We start from the raw sequence: 15,330 nt of genomic DNA on the forward strand, positions 1-15,330 counted from the left end.
CGACGGGTTCCGGGCCACGCCGACCGGGACGCGGACCGGAACGCGGACCGGAACGCCGCGCGCTCCGCTACGCCACGGTCCGGATCAGCTTCTTGTTGACGAACTCCTCGATGCCGGGGCGGCCGAGTTCGCGTCCGAAGCCTGAGCGCTTGATGCCGCCGAAGGGCAGTTCGGCGCCCTCGGCCCCGACACCGTTGACGAAGACCATGCCGGCCTCGATCCGGTCGGCGACCCGCTCGGCCTGGGCCGGGTCGGTGGTGAACACGTAGGAGCCGAGGCCGTACGGGGTGTCGTTGGCGATGCGCAGGGCGTCGTCCTCGTCGGCGGCGGCGAAGACCATGGCGACCGGGCCGAACAGCTCCTGCCGGGCGGCGCTGTGCCCGGTGGTGAGTCCGGTGAGGACCCCGGCCGGAAAGTACGCCCCGTGCCGCCGGCCGGTGCTGTGCAGCGTCGCGCCCTCGGCGACAGCCGCGTCGACCTGCCGGCCGAGGTTCTCGGCGGCGGCCACGGACGACAGGGGTGCGCCGGTCTCGCCGGCGAGGAGCCGGGCGGTGAACTTCTCCACGAACCGCTCGTACAGCTCCTCGACGACCACGAAGCGCTTGGCGGCGTTGCAGGCCTGGCCGGTGTTGTCGAGCCGGGCGGCGACGGCGGAGTCGACGACCGCGTCCAGGTCGTCGGTGGACAGCACGACGAACGGGTCGGAGCCGCCGAGTTCGAGGACGACCTTCTTCAGGTGACGGCCGGCGATCTCGGCGACGGCGGAGCCGGCCCGCTCCGAGCCGGTGAGCGACACACCCTGGACGCGCGGGTCGGCGATCACGTCGGCGACCTGCTCGTTGGTGGCGTACACGTTGACATAGGCCCCGGCCGGGAAGCCGGCCTCCGCGAACAGTTTCTCCAGCAGGGCGGCAGTGGCGGGGCACTGCGGGGCGTGCTTGAGGACGACGGTGTTCCCGATCGCGAGGTTCGGGGCGGCGAAGCGGGCGACCTGGTAGGCGGGGAAGTTCCACGGCATGATGCCGAGCAGCACGCCCACCGGGCCGCGTCGGATGACGGCGCCGCCCGGTCCTGAGGTGACGTCGAGCGGTTCGTCGGCGAGGAACTCCTCGGCGTGGTCGGCGTAGTAGTGGTAGATCTCCGTGCAGAAGCCGACCTCGCCCTCGGCCTCCGCGGGCGGCTTGCCCATCTCGCGGACGATGCTCGCGGCCAGTTCGTCCTGGCGCTCGGCGTGCAGGTCACCGAGGCGGCGCAGCAGGGCGGCCCGTTCGGTCACGGAAGTGGCGCGGCCCCACGCGGCCGCGGTGTGGGCGGCGTCGACGGCCGCGGCGACCTGGGCGTCGGTGGCGGTCGGGTAGGTCGCGACGACCTCTGCGGTGGCCGGGTCGGTGACGGCGTACATGCGATCTCCAGGTGCTACGGGTCGGTGGTGCTGCGTAAGGGGCGGGCGGGGCGCTCGGCCCGCGTGCGTGGTACGGGACCGGCGGCGCCGTCAGGGTTCGAGGATCGTCCGCACGCCGGTGTTCGACCGGAGGTCGTCCAGGGCCTGCGCCGCCTCCCCCAGCGGGCGGACCTTCCCGACGAGGTCGTCCAGCGGCAGCCGGCCCGCGAGGTAGAGGCGGGCCAGCTTCGGGATGTCGAGTTCCCCGACGCTGGAGCCGTAGTTGCAGCCGAGGATGCGTTTGCCCTGGTCGGCGAGGTCGAAGAGGTCGAACGCGGCGGTGGCGCCGGTGGCTGCCATGCCGACGAGGACGGCGGCGCCTCCGGAGGTGAGCATGGCGGGCAGGGTCTCGACGACCTTCGGGCTGCCGATCGCCTCGAAGGCGTAGTCCACTCCGCCGAGTTCGTCCCGGCACCAGGCGGCCACGTCGTCGCGGGCGCCGTCGAGGGTGTGGGTGGCGCCGAACCGTTTCGCTGCGGCCAGGCGTTCGGGAGAGAGGTCGACGGCCACGATGGGGTCGGCGCCGACCAGGGAGAGGCCCATCACCACGGAGAGCCCGACGCCGCCGGTGCCGATGACGACCGCGGACTCGCCGGGCCGTACCCCGGCGGTGTTCACGACGGCGCCGACCCCGGTGGTGATGGAGCAGCCGAGCAACGCCCCGATGCTGAACGGCAGTTCGTCGGGGACCCGCACCGCGGCCGTCTCCGGGACGACCAGGCGGTCGGTGAAGGCGCCGAGGCCCAGATAGGGCCAGACCGCCTCGCCGTCGGCGTCGGTGAACGGGGTCGTGCCGTCGGGGAGGGTGTTGGCGACGGCCTTGGTCCCGGTGCACAGCCAGCCCTGGCCCGCCACGCACTTGCGACAGCGCCGGCACGGCGCGAACCAGGACAGCACCACGTGGTCGCCGGGCCGGACCGAGGTGACGCCGGGCCCGACTCCGGTGACCACGCCTGCCGCCTCGTGCCCGAGGACGAGTGGCCGGTCGGTGGGCCAGTCGCCGGACACGATGTGCAGGTCCGAGTGGCACACACCGGCGGCGCGGACCTCGATCTCGACCTCGCCCGGACCGGCGGCCCGCAGGGAGACCTCGCGGGTGCCGAGCCCCGCCTCGGGGTCGAAGACGACGGCCGGGGAGAGCTTCGACGACATCAGGAGGCCTTCGTTTCTTGTGCGGTCGGGTTTCCCGCGGTCGAACTCCCCGCGGCCGGGTCTGCTGCGGCCGGGTTCGGGGCGAGCTCGGTGTGGGGCTTGGCGACGACGACGTACACGAGGCCGATGACGAAGAGCGCGGAGAAGACCAGGATCACGGCCCACACCTGCATCCAACTGCCGTCGACGGGGGCGAGTTCGGTGCGCGGCCAAGCGATGTTGACCGCCTCGAACAGCAGCCACAGGACGGCGAGTACGTTGACGGCGAGCCCGGTTCGGCCGAGCCTCAGCTGTCCGGCGGCGGGGTTCCAGCGGCCGGTCAGCCGCGCGACGAGGGCGACGACGGCGACCGCCAGGAACACGAAGTAGAACCCGCCGGAGCCGAACGCGATCAGGGTGGCCGCCGCGTTGCCGTTCAGCCCCAGCAGCAGGCCGAGCCCGGCGAGGACGGCGGTCGCGATGAGGGAGACGTACGGGATCTGCCGCGGGCCGACGGTCGCCAGCGTCCTGGAGAAGGGCAGCTGGCGGTCGCGGGCGAAGGCGTAGACGGCGCGGCCGATGTAGGTCTGGATGGAGACGGCGCACGCGAAGAACGCGATCAGGACGACGACGATGAACGGCTTCTCGCTCCAGCCGCCGAGTCCCTGGGTCACGGCCTCGAAGACGGGGTCGACGATCGCGCCGGAGACGGCGTCCTCGGGCCGGCGCAGCGCGAGCGTCACGGCGAGGCCGGTCAGCAGGACGGTGAAGGCGACGAAGAGGTAGGCGCGCAGCAGGGCGCGCGGCACGCTGCGCCGGGGCTGCTCGGTCTCCTCGGCCACCTGCGTGGTCGCGTCGAACCCGAGGAACGCCCAGCCGGCGACCGCGAGGCAGGTCAGCAGGCCGGCCGTCACGGATCCGCCCGAGACGTCCTGCGCGCCCAGGGTCTCGAAGAGGAGCCCGAAGCCGTTGTGGCGTACGAAGAGCAGCAGGATGAGGCTCACCGCGATGGACGCGACGCCCTCGGCGACGATGCCCGCGTTCAGGAAGTGCTTCACGGGGTTCACCCCGAGGAGGTTGATCCCGAGCGCCACGGCGACGAAGACCACTCCGAGGAGTACGTGGACGGCGGCCGAGGGGACACCGTCCTCGGCCAGCATGTAGAGCCAGGTCGCCCCCAGGTAGGCCACCGTCGTCAGCGAGGCGACGGCGGAGGCGAGGTAGATCCAGCCCACCAGCCAGCCCAGGCGCGGCCCGCCCAGGCGGCGCACCCACTGGTAGACGCCTCCTGTGATCGGGAACTGGGAGGACAGCTCGGCGTAGACCACGGCGACCAGCAGCTGGCCGAGGAAGGCCACGACGACCGCCCAGATCCAGGTGGGGCCGGCAAAGGCGAAACCGAGCTGGACGACGGCGTAGATGCCGACCACGGGCGAGATCGTCGCGAACCCGATCGCGAAGACGGCCCACGCGGACAGGGTCCGTTTCAGCTCCTGCTCATAGCCGTACTCGGCGAGTTCACCGGCATCGGTGCGGGTGTCGTCCACGTTCGTCTCCTGACAGTGCTGCGCGTGCGGCCGTCCCGGTCCGCGTGTCGCGGATCACGGGTGGGGTGAGCCCTGGGCCGTGGGGCTCGACGAGGGACGGTTTTCGGACCGCGGTCGGCGTTCTTCGGACGGCAACGCTTATTGGGCGCATGACCAATTGCTTATTGGTCGCATACTCAATAGCATTCACGGCATGACGTCAAGAGGTCCGAGCAAGCGGGTCCGCAAGGCCCCTGCCGAGCGCCGCCACGAGATCGTCGCCGCCGCCGCGCACGTCGGCCTCACCGAGGGACTGGAGTGCGTCACTCTGCGCCGGGTCGCCGACGAGCTCGGCGTCCGGCCCGGACTCGTCGGCCACTACTTCCCGGCGGCCGACACGCTGGTGGCCGAGGCCTTCACCGCGGCCACCATGGCCGACCTCGACTCGCTGCTTCCCGAGCGGCCGGACGGCCCCGGGGGCGACGACACCCCGCGGGCGGTCCTGCGGCGGTTCTTCACGCTGACGTCCAGCACCGAGTTCGACAACGTGAGCCGGCTCTGGCTCAACGCGCGGCACCTGTCGCGCTACCGCCCCGAACTGCGCGACCACGTCGTGGCGCAGGAGCTGCTCTGGTGCGGGCGCGTCGAGCAGACGATCACCGCCGGTACGGAGTCGGGGGACTTCTCCTGCGCCGACGCGTGGGCGTCGGCGCTGCGCATCCTGGTCGCGGTCGACGGAGCCAGCGCCTACATCAACACCAGCGCCGACCGCCGCGGGGCTCCGATCGTCCACCTGGCCCGGGCCGTCGCGGAAACGGAACTGGGGCTAGGGGCAGGGGAGTTGGCTCCTATCTGACGGCACATCAGGGTCTGGTCACCGAAACCCTTCGCGCACCGAAACCTTCGCGCACCGGAACTCCTTCACTCAGCGGAGCCCTTCCCTCACCTCATCGAGACCCCTTCACTCACCGGGACTCTTCGGTCACCGGGCCGACGGCAGGGCGCGCGCCACGCTCACGACCGGCGGTCAGGCCCGCGAGGGTGAAGGCACCCGGGCCGAAGAACACGATGAGCAGGAATCCCCAGCAGAAGAGCACCGGGGCCAGTCCGCCGTTCTGCAGGGGGAAGAGGCCGTCCTGCTGGTGTTCCGTGAAGTAGGCGAACGCCATGATGCCCGAGCTGACGAACGCCGCGCCGCGGGTCGCGACCCCGAGGAGAACAAGGGCGCCGCACACCAACTCGATCACCCCGGCGTACCAGAAGGGCCAGTCGCCCGTCGAACTGGCCTTGCGGTCCAGCACTCCGAAGACCGTGGCAGCGCCCTCGGAGGTGAACAACAGGCCAAGGACGATACGGAACAGGCCCAGCACGAAGGGCTGACGTGTCGTGAGCCAGTCGCCGACGGGCGGAGTGGTCATCGGTACTCCTCGAAAGTGTCACTACGGAATCAGCTGGAACGAGAACGAGGGAGACGTGGACCGCGGAGTGCAGGTCGCAGCCCTCAGTGGACCGTACGTGTGCGGGGCACTCCGGGTTCAAACGGACTCCGAGGTCTTCGTGCCTTCGGGACAACGAGACAACGGGCGGCGACATCAGGACACAGGTCTTTGAGAGTGCAACTACCCCTTGTTCACGGGCTGTTGCCCGAGTGACACTCGTTGACGGCTGCCGGTCGGCGGAATCGGCCGGGAGACTCTTCCGTATTACCTCGGGTTCGTACTACCTCGGGCTCCCCCACCAGGAGGTATCGATGAAAACAAGCCACCGCGGGGCCGGGTTGCTCCTCGGTCTGTTCTCGGCTCTCACCCTGATGCTCGTCGGCGCGGCCCCGGTCTCGGCGTCGGCCTCGACATGGACGTTGGAGGCCGACGGTCAGCGGATATGCGTCAGCCCGCAGCACGGGTGGCCCAACACCTACGCCTTCTCCCCCGTCACCGGAAGCTGGTCGACCCTGATCCACACCGGGGTCCGGAACCTGCCGCCCGGCTCGTCCAGCACGGGCGGCGCCATTTACCCGGGTACGAACGAACGCACCCCCGACGGCGCCCTCGTCATCAACGGCCTGGTCGGGCTGTCGATCGCACCGGCACCGGCCGGCGAGTACACCGCCGAGATCTGGGCCACCGACGGCAAGCACACCGAAACCGACCCGCTGCTGATCGTCGTCCGCGACGGGTGCTGAATCCCGCGGCGCCCGGAGGCCCGGCAAGGACGCCCGGGCGCCGTGACTCGGTGACTCGGTGACTCGGTGACTCGGTGACGGAGAACGGCGACCGCTGGGTCTGTGACGGCTAACCTGGGGGTTTCGTCATCGAGAGGAGCCGCCATGCCGGAGGAATCGACGCCGGGAGGCCCGTTGGGTACAGCGATGCGAAAGGTGACGTTCCCGGACGGGTCGCGGGGGATCATCCTGGTGAAGGCGGGCACGTCGCAGGAGGACGCGGACGCGTTGGCGGCCCGGGTGTGGGCGGAGCGGTCGGAGCCGGGTTCGTCCGACGAGTAGCCGGACAGGGCAAAGCCCTCCGTGCGCAAGCGGTCCAGCGGGAGGCGGCCGTAGAGAGTGAGCAGCACGTCGCTCGCCGAACCCCGCAGGCACCCGTCGGTCGGTGACGAGTCGTCGAGCAGGCGCGCGCCGGCAGGGGTGAGGCCGATCAGCCACGCCGGTCCCTCGGTGGTGTGCAGGCCTATGCGGGCGGGGTCGTGCGGCCAGGCGCCGCTGGAACCGTGAAGCACGCTGATGAACTCCGCGATGCCGTCCAGCGCCACCACGGTGGGCACCTGCTGCGGGACTCCCGCGGCCAGTTGGGCGTCGAAGGCGTGGACGGCGGCCTCATGAACCTGGTGGCGGGCCACCGCGCCGGCCGTCATGGGTGCCCCGGATCCACCCCACCAGGTCCAGCACCCCGACTCGGGCCCGGACCTGCGCAACGCGGCGACCAGTGCCTCGGTCGCCGCGGGCAACTCGGTCGGGGGCTCGTCGACAGTCGGCGGCTGCTCGCTCGGTCCGGCCGCCACGGCAGCGGCCCAGAAGTGCTGCACTTCGGTCAGGTGCGCGATCAGGTCCCACAGCGACCAGTCAGGGCAACTGGGAACACGTACACCGAGCCCGGAGGCAGCGTCGGCCGCCTTGCGCAGCGCGGTGGAGCGGTCCTCGATCAGGGTCAGGAGTTCCTCGAAGGAAGGCGTCGTCTGATTCACGGTCAAGTTCTAGCAGCCGGACCGGATCGAGAGCCGCTCCTTCGCCGGCAGCGGACGTGCCTGGGAGTGGAAGCCTGTCGTGCGGAGTGCGTGCGGAGTCTTCGTGTCAGGCGCGGTCCAGCAGTTCGATGAGGTTGCCGTAGGGGTCGGTGACGAAGGCCATGCTCGCTCCCGGGCGTGGCGCCGGCTGCGGAGGCATGCTGACCCCGGCGCCGGCCTCGACGAGCCGTGCGAACTCCGCCGCCACGTCCTCGACGCACAGGCACATATGGCCGAAGCCGTGGGTGCCCGCCGCGTCGAGGGCGCTGTCCGGCGTCGGGCCGGGGCTGGCCGAGGGGCGGTGCAGCAGTTCGATGCGGTAGCCGCTCTCGTGCAGGAGCATGACCCCGCGCAGGTCGGTGCCCGGGATGGCGAACACCGGGGCCGCGGTGAGGTCCAGGGCGTCGCAGTACCAGGAGGTGGCCGCCTCCAGGTCCGGCACGGAGATGCCCACGTGGTCGAAGCGTGTCATCGTCAGCGCACCGCCCGCGCGGTCTTCTCCCGGGCCGGGCTGTCCTTCGGGATGCCGTCCTTCGCGGTGCCGCCGCTCGGGGTCTCGTCCGGCGCCGGCTTCGGCTCCGGGCGCGCCGGAGTCCGCTCGGCCGGTGCCTGTGCCTCGCGGATCCTGGTCAGGAGCCGGGTCCGCAGGTCGGTGAAGCGGTGGTCGGCGCGGGTGGTGATCTGGTCGCGGTCGGTGCCGAGGTCGACCTGGAGGTTGTCGACGACCGTGGTCGGACGGCCGCCGATGACGACCACGCGGTCACCCAGGTAGACGGCCTCGTCGATGTCGTGGGTGACGAGGATGACGGTGATGCCGAGGTCGGCGCGGAGCGAGAGCGTCAGGTCCTCCAGGTCGAAGCGGGACTGGGCGTCGACCGACCCGAAGGGCTCGTCCATCAGCAGCACGGGCGCTTCGTAGGCGAGTCCGCGGGCGATGGCCACCCGCTGCTGCATGCCGCCCGACAGCTGCCAGGGGTACTTGTCGCCGACGTCGGCCAGGCCGACGGCGTGCAGGCATTCCTCGGCCCGCCGGTTGCGTTCGGCGCGCTTGACGCCCATCCCTTCCAGCGGGAAGGCCACGTTGTCCCGTACCCGCATCCACGGCAGCAGGGAGCCGCGGTAGTCCTGGAAGACGACCGCGATGTCGGCGTGCGGCCGGGTGAGGGGTTCGTCGCCGTAGCGGATCGTGCCCGAGGTGGGCCTGATCAGACCGGACAGACAGCGCAGCAGGGTGGTCTTGCCGGCGCCGGACGGGCCGACGATGCAGACGAATTCACCGGGGTCGACGCGCAGCGACAGGCCCTCGATCACCCGGTGTTCGTCCGTGCCGTGGCCGAACGTCTTGCCGACGTCCTCCACGACCAGGCTGGATCCGCCCGTCTTCGCGTGTCGCTGCATGATGTCTAGACCTCGTTCCGGGACAGGGACCGCCGGGCACGCGGCGGCCTTTGGTGGTACCAGCCGAGCAGCGCGTACTCGGCTGCCAGGAGGAGCACGCTCAGGCCGTAGCCGAGGATGCCGATCAGCACGGTGCCGGCCCAGGTCTCCGGGACGGCGAAGCTGGAGCCGCTCTGCAGGATGAAGTTGCCCAGGCCCACGGGTGATCCGTAGATCTCGCTGACGACCATGAGGACCACCGCGATCGAGAGGGCCACGCGGATGCCGGCGAAGATCTGCGGCAGGGCGCCGGGGAGCACCACTTTCAGCAGCCGCAGCCGCCAGGGGATGCGGTAGCTGTGGGCGGTCTCGTGCACGGCCGGGTTGATGCCGTGCACGCCGCTGACGGTGTTGAGCAGGATCGGCCAGACCGAGCCGAGGGCGATGAGGAAGACCTTCGGGCCCGAGCCGATGCCCAGGGTCAGGATGATGACCGGGACGAACGCCACCGTCGGGGTGGCGCGGGCGAAGTCCAGCAGCGGTCCTGTCGCCTGCCGCAGCAGGTCGACCTCGCCGATGACGAGGCCCGCGCCGACTCCGACGACGGTGGCGATGCCAAGGCCGAGTGCGATGTTGCGCAGGGAGAACAGCAGGTCGCCGACGAGTCCGCCGTGCAGGAGCTCCCGCCACAGGGTGGCGAGCACGTCGGTGGCCGGCGGGAAGTAGAAGCTGGTGCTGCCGGCGGTGGCGACCAGCAGGACGGCGACACACAGGACCGGCAGCCACAACTGCTTGAGCAGGGGCTTCCAGAGAGCGCCCGGAGTACGCGTGGACATGATGCCTCCCCTCCTCAGTCGGTGTGCGCCGGCGGACGCCAGCGCAGCAGACGTCGTTCGGCGAACTGGGACAGCAGGTTGATCGAGTAGCCGATCGTGCCCGCGGTGATGATGTAGGCGTACGCCTGCGCCGCCGCGCCGCCCTGCTGCGCAAGGACGACCTCGTGGCCGATCCCGGGCAGTGTGGTGAGTACCTCGACGCCGATGGCCACGAGCACGGAGGTCGTCGCCGCCAGCCGCAGCCCGGTCATGACCGAGGGCGTTGCGCTCGGCAGGATCACCTTGCGGAAGCGCAGGTGCCGGGGGACGCGGTAGCTGTCCATGGTCTCCGCGATCATCGGGGTCACGGACCGGGCGCCGTACTGGGCCTGGAGGAAGACGGGGAAGACGCAGGCGAGGAAGACGACGGTGGTCTTCGTCGTGGGCGTCGACCCCAGCACCAGCAGGAAGACCGGCAGCAGGGCGATGACCGGGAAGGACCGCAGGACGTCGACGAGCAGGCGGGACGACTGCTCGGCCGCCGCGTAGGTGCCCGTGACCAGGCCCAGCGGAACGCCGATCACTGCGGCGGCGAGGAAGCCGGTCAGGGCCCCGTTCAGGGTGTCCCCCACCGCCTGCCAGTAGGCGGAGGTGCCGAACAGCTCCGGGAACGTCCCGAACACCGCCGTCGGTCCGGGCAGCGCGGTGGAACTCACCAGCCCGGCCGCCGCGAGCGCCGCCCAGAGGAGGAGGACGGCGAGGACGGCGGAGAGCTGGAGCAACAGGAGCACGCGGCGCCCCGGTCCCCCGGCCCGGGTGCGCCGGGCGGGGCGGGCGCGGCGCTTGCGGTCCGGGGCCGCCGGCCGCCGGTCCGTCGTGGAAATGGCCATGGTGTACCTCTGCCGTTCTCAGCTGCCGGCGGTGACCGTCGGAGCCTTGTCCCAGTAGATGGCGTCGTCCTTGGGGGTGCTGCTGAGCAGGTCGTATTCGTGCATCTTCGTGATGACGGTACGCATCACCGTGGTGTTGACGCTCTTGTCGTAGTACGCGATCTGCGACTTCTCGATGTAGTCCGGGGACAGCTGGGTGTACTTCTTGTCGATCGCCTTGACCGCGTCCGGGTGCGCGTTGGCGTAGGTGATCGCCTTGGCGACGGCGTCGGTGAACTTCTTCGCCGTGCCGGCGTTCGTGGACAGGTACTTCTGGGTGGCGAAGAGTACGCCCTGGCTGATACCGGGCAGGTCGTTCATGCCGTTGCCGACGGTGCGCAGGCCTGCCTGTTTGCCGGCCGAGTAGAAGGCTCCGAAGGAGTAGACGGCGTCCGTCTTGCCGGAGGTCGCGGCGTCACTGAGGGAGGTGACCGGCAGGGAGACGAACTTGACCTTGCCCGGGTCGCCGCCGTCCTTCTCGACCAGGTACTCGACGATGAACTGGATCGTGCCGCCGAGGGCGGGCAGCCCCACGGTCTTGCCCTCCAGGTCGGCGAAGCCGTCGACGGAACTGCTCTTCTTGACCAGCAGGCCGTCGGTGGGATCGGTCTTGGTGGTGGCGGACACCAGCCCTGTGGCGATGCGGATCGGCATGTTCTTCGCGGCTCCCTTGAGGAAGCCGGAGCTGTCGGTCATCGCGAACTGGGCCTCGCCGTTGAGCACGGACGGGGCGTTCTGCGAGGTGTCCTGGGCGCCCGCCTTGATGGTGACGTCGAGACCCGCCGCCTCGAAGTAGCCCTGCTGCTCGGCGATGTAGAGCGGCTCGAACAGCGCGCCGTTGGAGCGGAGCACGGTGATCTTCGCCGATCCGTCGCTGCCGGCGGACGTGGAGTCGCCGGAGCCGCAGGCGGCGACCGGGGCGGCGACGACGAGCGTCACCACGCCGATGGCCAGGCGACCGAACGGGTTTCTCGTGCTTCTCGTGCTCTTCGGCATGAGGGTGTGCTCCTTTGCACAGTTGCGGCAGCCCGTGGATACGGCCACGGGCGGATGCGGCTCTCTTGGTGAAGCGGTCGACGCGGTCGCACGGATGGGATGGGATGGGGCGCCGCCGAGGCCGTAAGCGCCGAGTCCGGTGTTACGCGCGGCCGGCGACCGCGTAGGCGGTGGTCGACTCGGCCGGGGTCATGTAGGTGCGGAAGAGCCCGTCGGGGTCGTGAACGCCGCGGAGCTTCTCCAGCCGTTCGGCGTTCTCGGCGCTGAGGCCGAGGTCGAAGCGGTCGGCGAGGTTGTTGTCGGAGAACTGCAGTCCCCGGGACAGGTGCTGCACGGCGGACAGTGAGCCGTGCACCCAGTTCTCGTGGGTCAGGTCCTCGGCCGGGTCGTGCCAGCCGGCGTTGGGCGAGAGGTAGGCCTTGGCCTGGGTGGACCAGCAGGCGTCGGGGCGCGGCGGGTAGTGGCCCCAGAGCATCCACAGCACGAAGCTGGTCCCGTCGGGGATGGTGTCCAGTACGGGACGGGCCGCGCCGATGATCTCCTGGGCCGTGCCGTCCGCCCACACACCGTCCACGGCCCAGCGCAGGCCCTCCGGGTTGAGCCGGTCCGCGATGTCGTACAGCTCCTCGATGGTGGTCGGCTCGGCGACCACCGCGCGCAGGGCCTGGTCGCGGAAGGGTGCGTCCTCCAGCGGAGCCAGGGTTTCGGGGCCTTGTTCCGGGGTGCAGAAGGCGGTGGCGGTCAGGGAGATCGACGGGGTGCCGAGACCGGGGGTGAAGCCGACCTTGGCGGAGAACTCCACGGTGCTGGGCAGCCGTTCCAGGAGGTCGTACGACCAGGCGAGCACCTCGTCGCGCAGGGCGACGGGATAGCTGTGCACCGTGCGCCGGATCTCGGTCGGGCGTGCGTGGACGTCCAGGTGGAAGCGGGTGACGATGCCGAAGAACCCGGGGCCGCTGCCTCGTGCCGCCCACAGCAGGTCGGGGTGGGTCTCGTCGGTGGCGTGCACCAGGGTGCCGTCGGCGAGGACCACGTCGATCGCGCGGATGCTCAGGCAGGCGGGCCCGAGGTGACGGGAGTTCCAGCCGTAGCCGCCGCCGAGGATGAAGCCTCCGATGCCGACGGTGGGTGCGTGGCCGGTCGGGAAGAACAGTCCGTGCGGGGCGAGGGCCTGCTGGATCGCGGGCCCCTTGGCCGACGGCTGGACGGCGGCGGTGCGGGCGTGCGGGTCGACGGTGATCTCCTGGAGGCGGGAGAGGTCGACCAGCAGTCCGCCCTCCCGTACGCCGTTGCCGACCCAGCTGTGGCCGCCGGACCGGACGGAGACGCACAGTCCTTCGGCCCTGGCGATCCGTACGGCCTCGACGACGTCCCGCTCGTCCTCGGCGACGACGATCACGTCGGGGAACCGGTCCGGCTTGCGCGCGTTCCACACGGCGCCGAGACGGGCCTCCTCATAGTTCGCATCGTCACGGCGGACGAGAGCTCCGCGCAGAGACGGGGCAGGATGGGGATCAGACGTCCTGGACAAGTGTGGCTCCTTGGGTGGTGCAGACATTCCGAACGGTACTGTCGACACAAAACGGAGGTCAAGGGGCTGTACGTCGATAATTTCGGCTTTCTGTCGACACTAGAGGTGAGTTTTCGTGCCGCCGGTGTGCGGCCAGGGCCGTGGTCGACTCGTCGGGCGACAGATACGAGTGGAACAGCCCCTGGGGGTCGTACCGGCGCCGCAGCCGCTCCAGCCGTGCGGTCTGCTCCGGCTCAAGGCCGTGGTCGGGCCGGTCGGCGGGATTGGCGTCGGCGAACTGGGTGCCGCGGGCGACCGGCGTCATGCCGCGCAGCGCCTCATGGGCCCAGGTCTCGTTGCGCAGGTCGTCGGCGGGGTCGTGCCACACCGCGTTCGGCGAGAAGTACAGGCGTGCCTGGGTGGACCAGCAGGCGTTCTCCCGGGTCGCCTGGCCGCCCCACAGCATCCAGAGCAGGAAGCTGTCGCGGTTGGGCAGCCCGTCCAGCACCTCACGGCCGGCGTCGAGCACGTCCTGGACCGGCGCGTCCGTCCACACCCCGTCGACGGCGTAGCGCCGACCCTGGGGAGTGAGGCCGTCGGAGAGGGCGTACAGGTCGTCCAGTGTCGAAGGCACCCGCTCGGTCCTGCGCAGCGCGTGCCGCAGGAAGGGCGCCTTCTCCAGGGGCTCCAGCATCCGCGGCCCCTCCCCCGGCGTGCAGAAGGCCGCCGCCGTGATCATCGTGGTGGGCCGCGGCACCCCCGGGGTGTGGGCGACCTTCGCCGACATCTCCAGGGAGTCCGAGATCCCGGGCACGGCCTCGTAGGTCCAGGCCAGTACCTCGTCGCGCAGCTCGTGGGGGAACACGTAGGCGCTGCGCAGGATCTGGTCGTACGCCGGATACACCCGCAGGTGGAAACGTGTCACCACCGCGAAGAAACCAGGACCCGAACCGCGCACCGCCCACATGAGCTCCGGGTGCGTCTCGTCGGTGGCGTGCACCAGGGTGCCGTCGGCGAGGACGGCGTCGACCGCCTCCACGCTGAAGCAGGCCGGGCCCAGCGCGCGGGAGTTCCAGCCGTAGCCGCCGCCGAGCAGGAATCCGCCGACGCCCACGGAGGGGCAGTGGCCGCTGGGGAAGACGAGTCCCTCGGCGGCGAGCAGCGCGTTGAAGTGGCTGCCCCGGACGGCGGGGCGGACGGTGGCGCGACGGCGGGGCGCGTCGATGACGACCTCGTCCAGGGCGGAGAGGTCGATCAGCAGGCCGCCGTCGCGTACCCCGTTGCCGATCCAGCTGTGCCCGCCGGAGCGGACGGAGATATTCGCCCCTCGGGCCGCGGCCCAGCGGACTCCTTCCTGGACGTCACGGTCGCCGGCGGCGAGGAGTATGGCGTCGGGGTGGCGGTCGGGCTTGCGCAGGTTCCAGACGGCGCCGAGCCGCGCTTCCTCGTAACCGGGGGCGCCCCGGGTCAGGAAGGTGCCGTCGAAGTCGGTCATGTCTGCTCCACGTGCGGGTCGGCCGGGACTGTCGGAGCCGGCGGGAAGTCGAAGAGCTCGGCCGGGTTGTCGGCCATGAGCCGGCGCAGGTGGGCCGGGTCGGGGGCGATGTCGGCCAGCAGGTCCACCAGCAGGCCGTCGTCCGGAGCGGCGCCCCGGATGTTCACGTGGGGGTAGTCGGTGCCCCATACGACCCGGTCGGGAGCCTGCCGTACGAACGACGCGGCCAGTGCCACGGCGTCCGCGTAGGGCGGGCCCTGCCGGGAGACCCGGTCCACGCCGCTGACCTTCAGCCAGACGTCGCCGGTGTCGAGGAGGCGGCGCAGGCTGCGCAGGGCGGGGCTGTGCGGTCCGTCACCGAGGTCGACCCGGGCGAGGTGGTCGATCACCACGCGGCCGGGCAGGGCGCGGACGAGTGCTTCGTGATCGGCCACCTCGGCGCCGGTGAGGTGGAGTTCGGCCGCCCAGTCGAGACCGTCGACGCGCTCCAGCACGGAGTCGATCTCCTCCCTGGTGGGCGCGGTGCGCAGGTGCGGAAGGAAGTTGAGCCGGAATCCGCGGACTCCGGCCCGGTGGAGTTCCTCGATCTCCGCCCGGGTGGTCCGCTCGCCGATGAGGGCCACTCCGCGCAGCCTGCCATGTCCTGCTGTGAGGGCGTCCAGGAGTGTGCGGTGGTCATGGCCGTTGCAGGACGACTGGACGACGACCGCCCGGGACAGGCCGAGGTGGGTGTGGAGGGCGGCGACCTGTTCCTTGGGGGCGTCGAGCGGGGTGAAGGTGCGCTCGGGCGCGTAGGGGAAGACCGCGGCGGGGCCGAGGATGTGGCAGTGCGCGTCGCAACTGCCGGGCGGCAGCACCAGGGTGGGCCTGCGG

The 15,330-nt window shown here is 71.0% G+C and carries 15 protein-coding genes and 1 pseudogene; 3 read left to right on the forward strand and 13 right to left on the reverse strand.

Going from position 1 to position 15,330, the window contains the following annotated elements:
• Window positions 1-67: 67 nt before the first annotated feature.
• The 3 genes from AOK01_RS02745 to AOK01_RS02755 all read right to left on the reverse strand — a co-directional run bounded on the left by AOK01_RS02745 (window position 68) and on the right by AOK01_RS02755 (window position 4,119).
• Window positions 68-1,402, reverse strand: coding sequence for an NAD-dependent succinate-semialdehyde dehydrogenase (locus AOK01_RS02745; protein ID WP_055507965.1), 1,335 nt, complete (start codon window positions 1,400-1,402; stop codon window positions 68-70).
• Window positions 1,403-1,492: 90 nt separating this feature from the next.
• Window positions 1,493-2,593 carry an alcohol dehydrogenase catalytic domain-containing protein gene (locus AOK01_RS02750; RefSeq protein WP_055507967.1) on the reverse strand — a complete coding sequence of 367 codons (1,101 nt, stop codon included), beginning with the start codon at window positions 2,591-2,593 and terminating at the stop codon, window positions 1,493-1,495.
• Window positions 2,593-4,119 (reverse strand): APC family permease, encoded by a 1,527-nt coding sequence (locus AOK01_RS02755; RefSeq protein ID WP_055507969.1) that lies wholly within the window; start codon window positions 4,117-4,119, stop codon window positions 2,593-2,595. The genes AOK01_RS02750 and AOK01_RS02755 overlap by 1 nt, the downstream gene beginning before the upstream one ends.
• A gap of 193 nt (window positions 4,120-4,312) precedes the next feature.
• On the opposite strand from AOK01_RS02755, the gene AOK01_RS02760 reads away from it, so the two are divergent.
• Window positions 4,313-4,954, forward strand: coding sequence for a TetR/AcrR family transcriptional regulator (locus AOK01_RS02760; RefSeq protein WP_055507971.1), 642 nt, complete (start codon window positions 4,313-4,315; stop codon window positions 4,952-4,954).
• A 109-nt stretch (window positions 4,955-5,063) separates the two neighbouring features.
• On the opposite strand, the gene AOK01_RS02765 is transcribed toward AOK01_RS02760, so the two are convergent.
• Complete coding sequence (locus AOK01_RS02765; protein WP_055507973.1) at window positions 5,064-5,516, reverse strand: DoxX family protein; 453 nt, start codon at window positions 5,514-5,516, stop codon at window positions 5,064-5,066.
• A gap of 332 nt (window positions 5,517-5,848) precedes the next feature.
• On the opposite strand from AOK01_RS02765, the gene AOK01_RS02770 reads away from it, so the two are divergent.
• Both AOK01_RS02770 and AOK01_RS46055 read left to right on the forward strand, forming a co-directional pair.
• A complete protein-coding gene (locus AOK01_RS02770) occupies window positions 5,849-6,280 on the forward strand; it encodes a DUF5980 family protein (RefSeq protein WP_055507975.1) in 432 nt (143 codons plus the stop codon).
• 186 nt (window positions 6,281-6,466) lie between these two features.
• Window positions 6,467-6,601, forward strand: coding sequence for a hypothetical protein (locus AOK01_RS46055; protein WP_281181290.1), 135 nt, complete (start codon window positions 6,467-6,469; stop codon window positions 6,599-6,601).
• Between the two features lie 26 nt (window positions 6,602-6,627).
• Here the strand turns inward: AOK01_RS46055 and AOK01_RS40545 are convergent.
• The 9 genes and pseudogenes from AOK01_RS40545 to AOK01_RS02815 form a co-directional block, all read right to left on the reverse strand.
• Window positions 6,628-7,296: pseudogene (locus AOK01_RS40545) on the reverse strand (maleylpyruvate isomerase family mycothiol-dependent enzyme); the annotation flags it as partial.
• A gap of 106 nt (window positions 7,297-7,402) precedes the next feature.
• Entirely contained in the window at window positions 7,403-7,807 is a 405-nt protein-coding gene (locus AOK01_RS02780) for a VOC family protein (RefSeq protein ID WP_055507978.1), read from the reverse strand.
• 2 nt (window positions 7,808-7,809) lie between these two features.
• Window positions 7,810-8,733: an ABC transporter ATP-binding protein gene (locus AOK01_RS02785; RefSeq protein WP_055507980.1), complete on the reverse strand. Its 924-nt coding sequence runs from the start codon at window positions 8,731-8,733 to the stop codon at window positions 7,810-7,812.
• 5 nt (window positions 8,734-8,738) lie between these two features.
• A complete protein-coding gene (locus AOK01_RS02790) occupies window positions 8,739-9,548 on the reverse strand; it encodes an ABC transporter permease (protein ID WP_055507982.1) in 810 nt (269 codons plus the stop codon).
• A 14-nt stretch (window positions 9,549-9,562) separates the two neighbouring features.
• Window positions 9,563-10,417 (reverse strand): ABC transporter permease, encoded by an 855-nt coding sequence (locus AOK01_RS02795; protein WP_055507984.1) that lies wholly within the window; start codon window positions 10,415-10,417, stop codon window positions 9,563-9,565.
• Window positions 10,418-10,435: 18 nt separating this feature from the next.
• On the reverse strand, window positions 10,436-11,452 hold the full coding sequence (locus AOK01_RS02800) for an ABC transporter substrate-binding protein (RefSeq protein ID WP_055507987.1): 1,017 nt from the start codon (window positions 11,450-11,452) through the stop codon (window positions 10,436-10,438).
• 142 nt (window positions 11,453-11,594) lie between these two features.
• Window positions 11,595-12,983 carry an FAD-binding oxidoreductase gene (locus AOK01_RS02805; protein ID WP_245702058.1) on the reverse strand — a complete coding sequence of 463 codons (1,389 nt, stop codon included), beginning with the start codon at window positions 12,981-12,983 and terminating at the stop codon, window positions 11,595-11,597.
• A gap of 58 nt (window positions 12,984-13,041) precedes the next feature.
• A complete protein-coding gene (locus tag AOK01_RS02810; protein ID WP_055507991.1) occupies window positions 13,042-14,457 on the reverse strand; it encodes an FAD-binding oxidoreductase in 1,416 nt (471 codons plus the stop codon).
• On the reverse strand, window positions 14,454-15,330 hold an 877-nt coding region (locus AOK01_RS02815), incomplete at its 5' end, for an amidohydrolase family protein (RefSeq protein WP_055508000.1). The genes AOK01_RS02815 and AOK01_RS02810, both read right to left, overlap by 4 nt.

The organism is Streptomyces aurantiacus (assembly GCF_001418335.1).
GTDB classification, from domain to species: domain Bacteria; phylum Actinomycetota; class Actinomycetes; order Streptomycetales; family Streptomycetaceae; genus Streptomyces; species Streptomyces aurantiacus.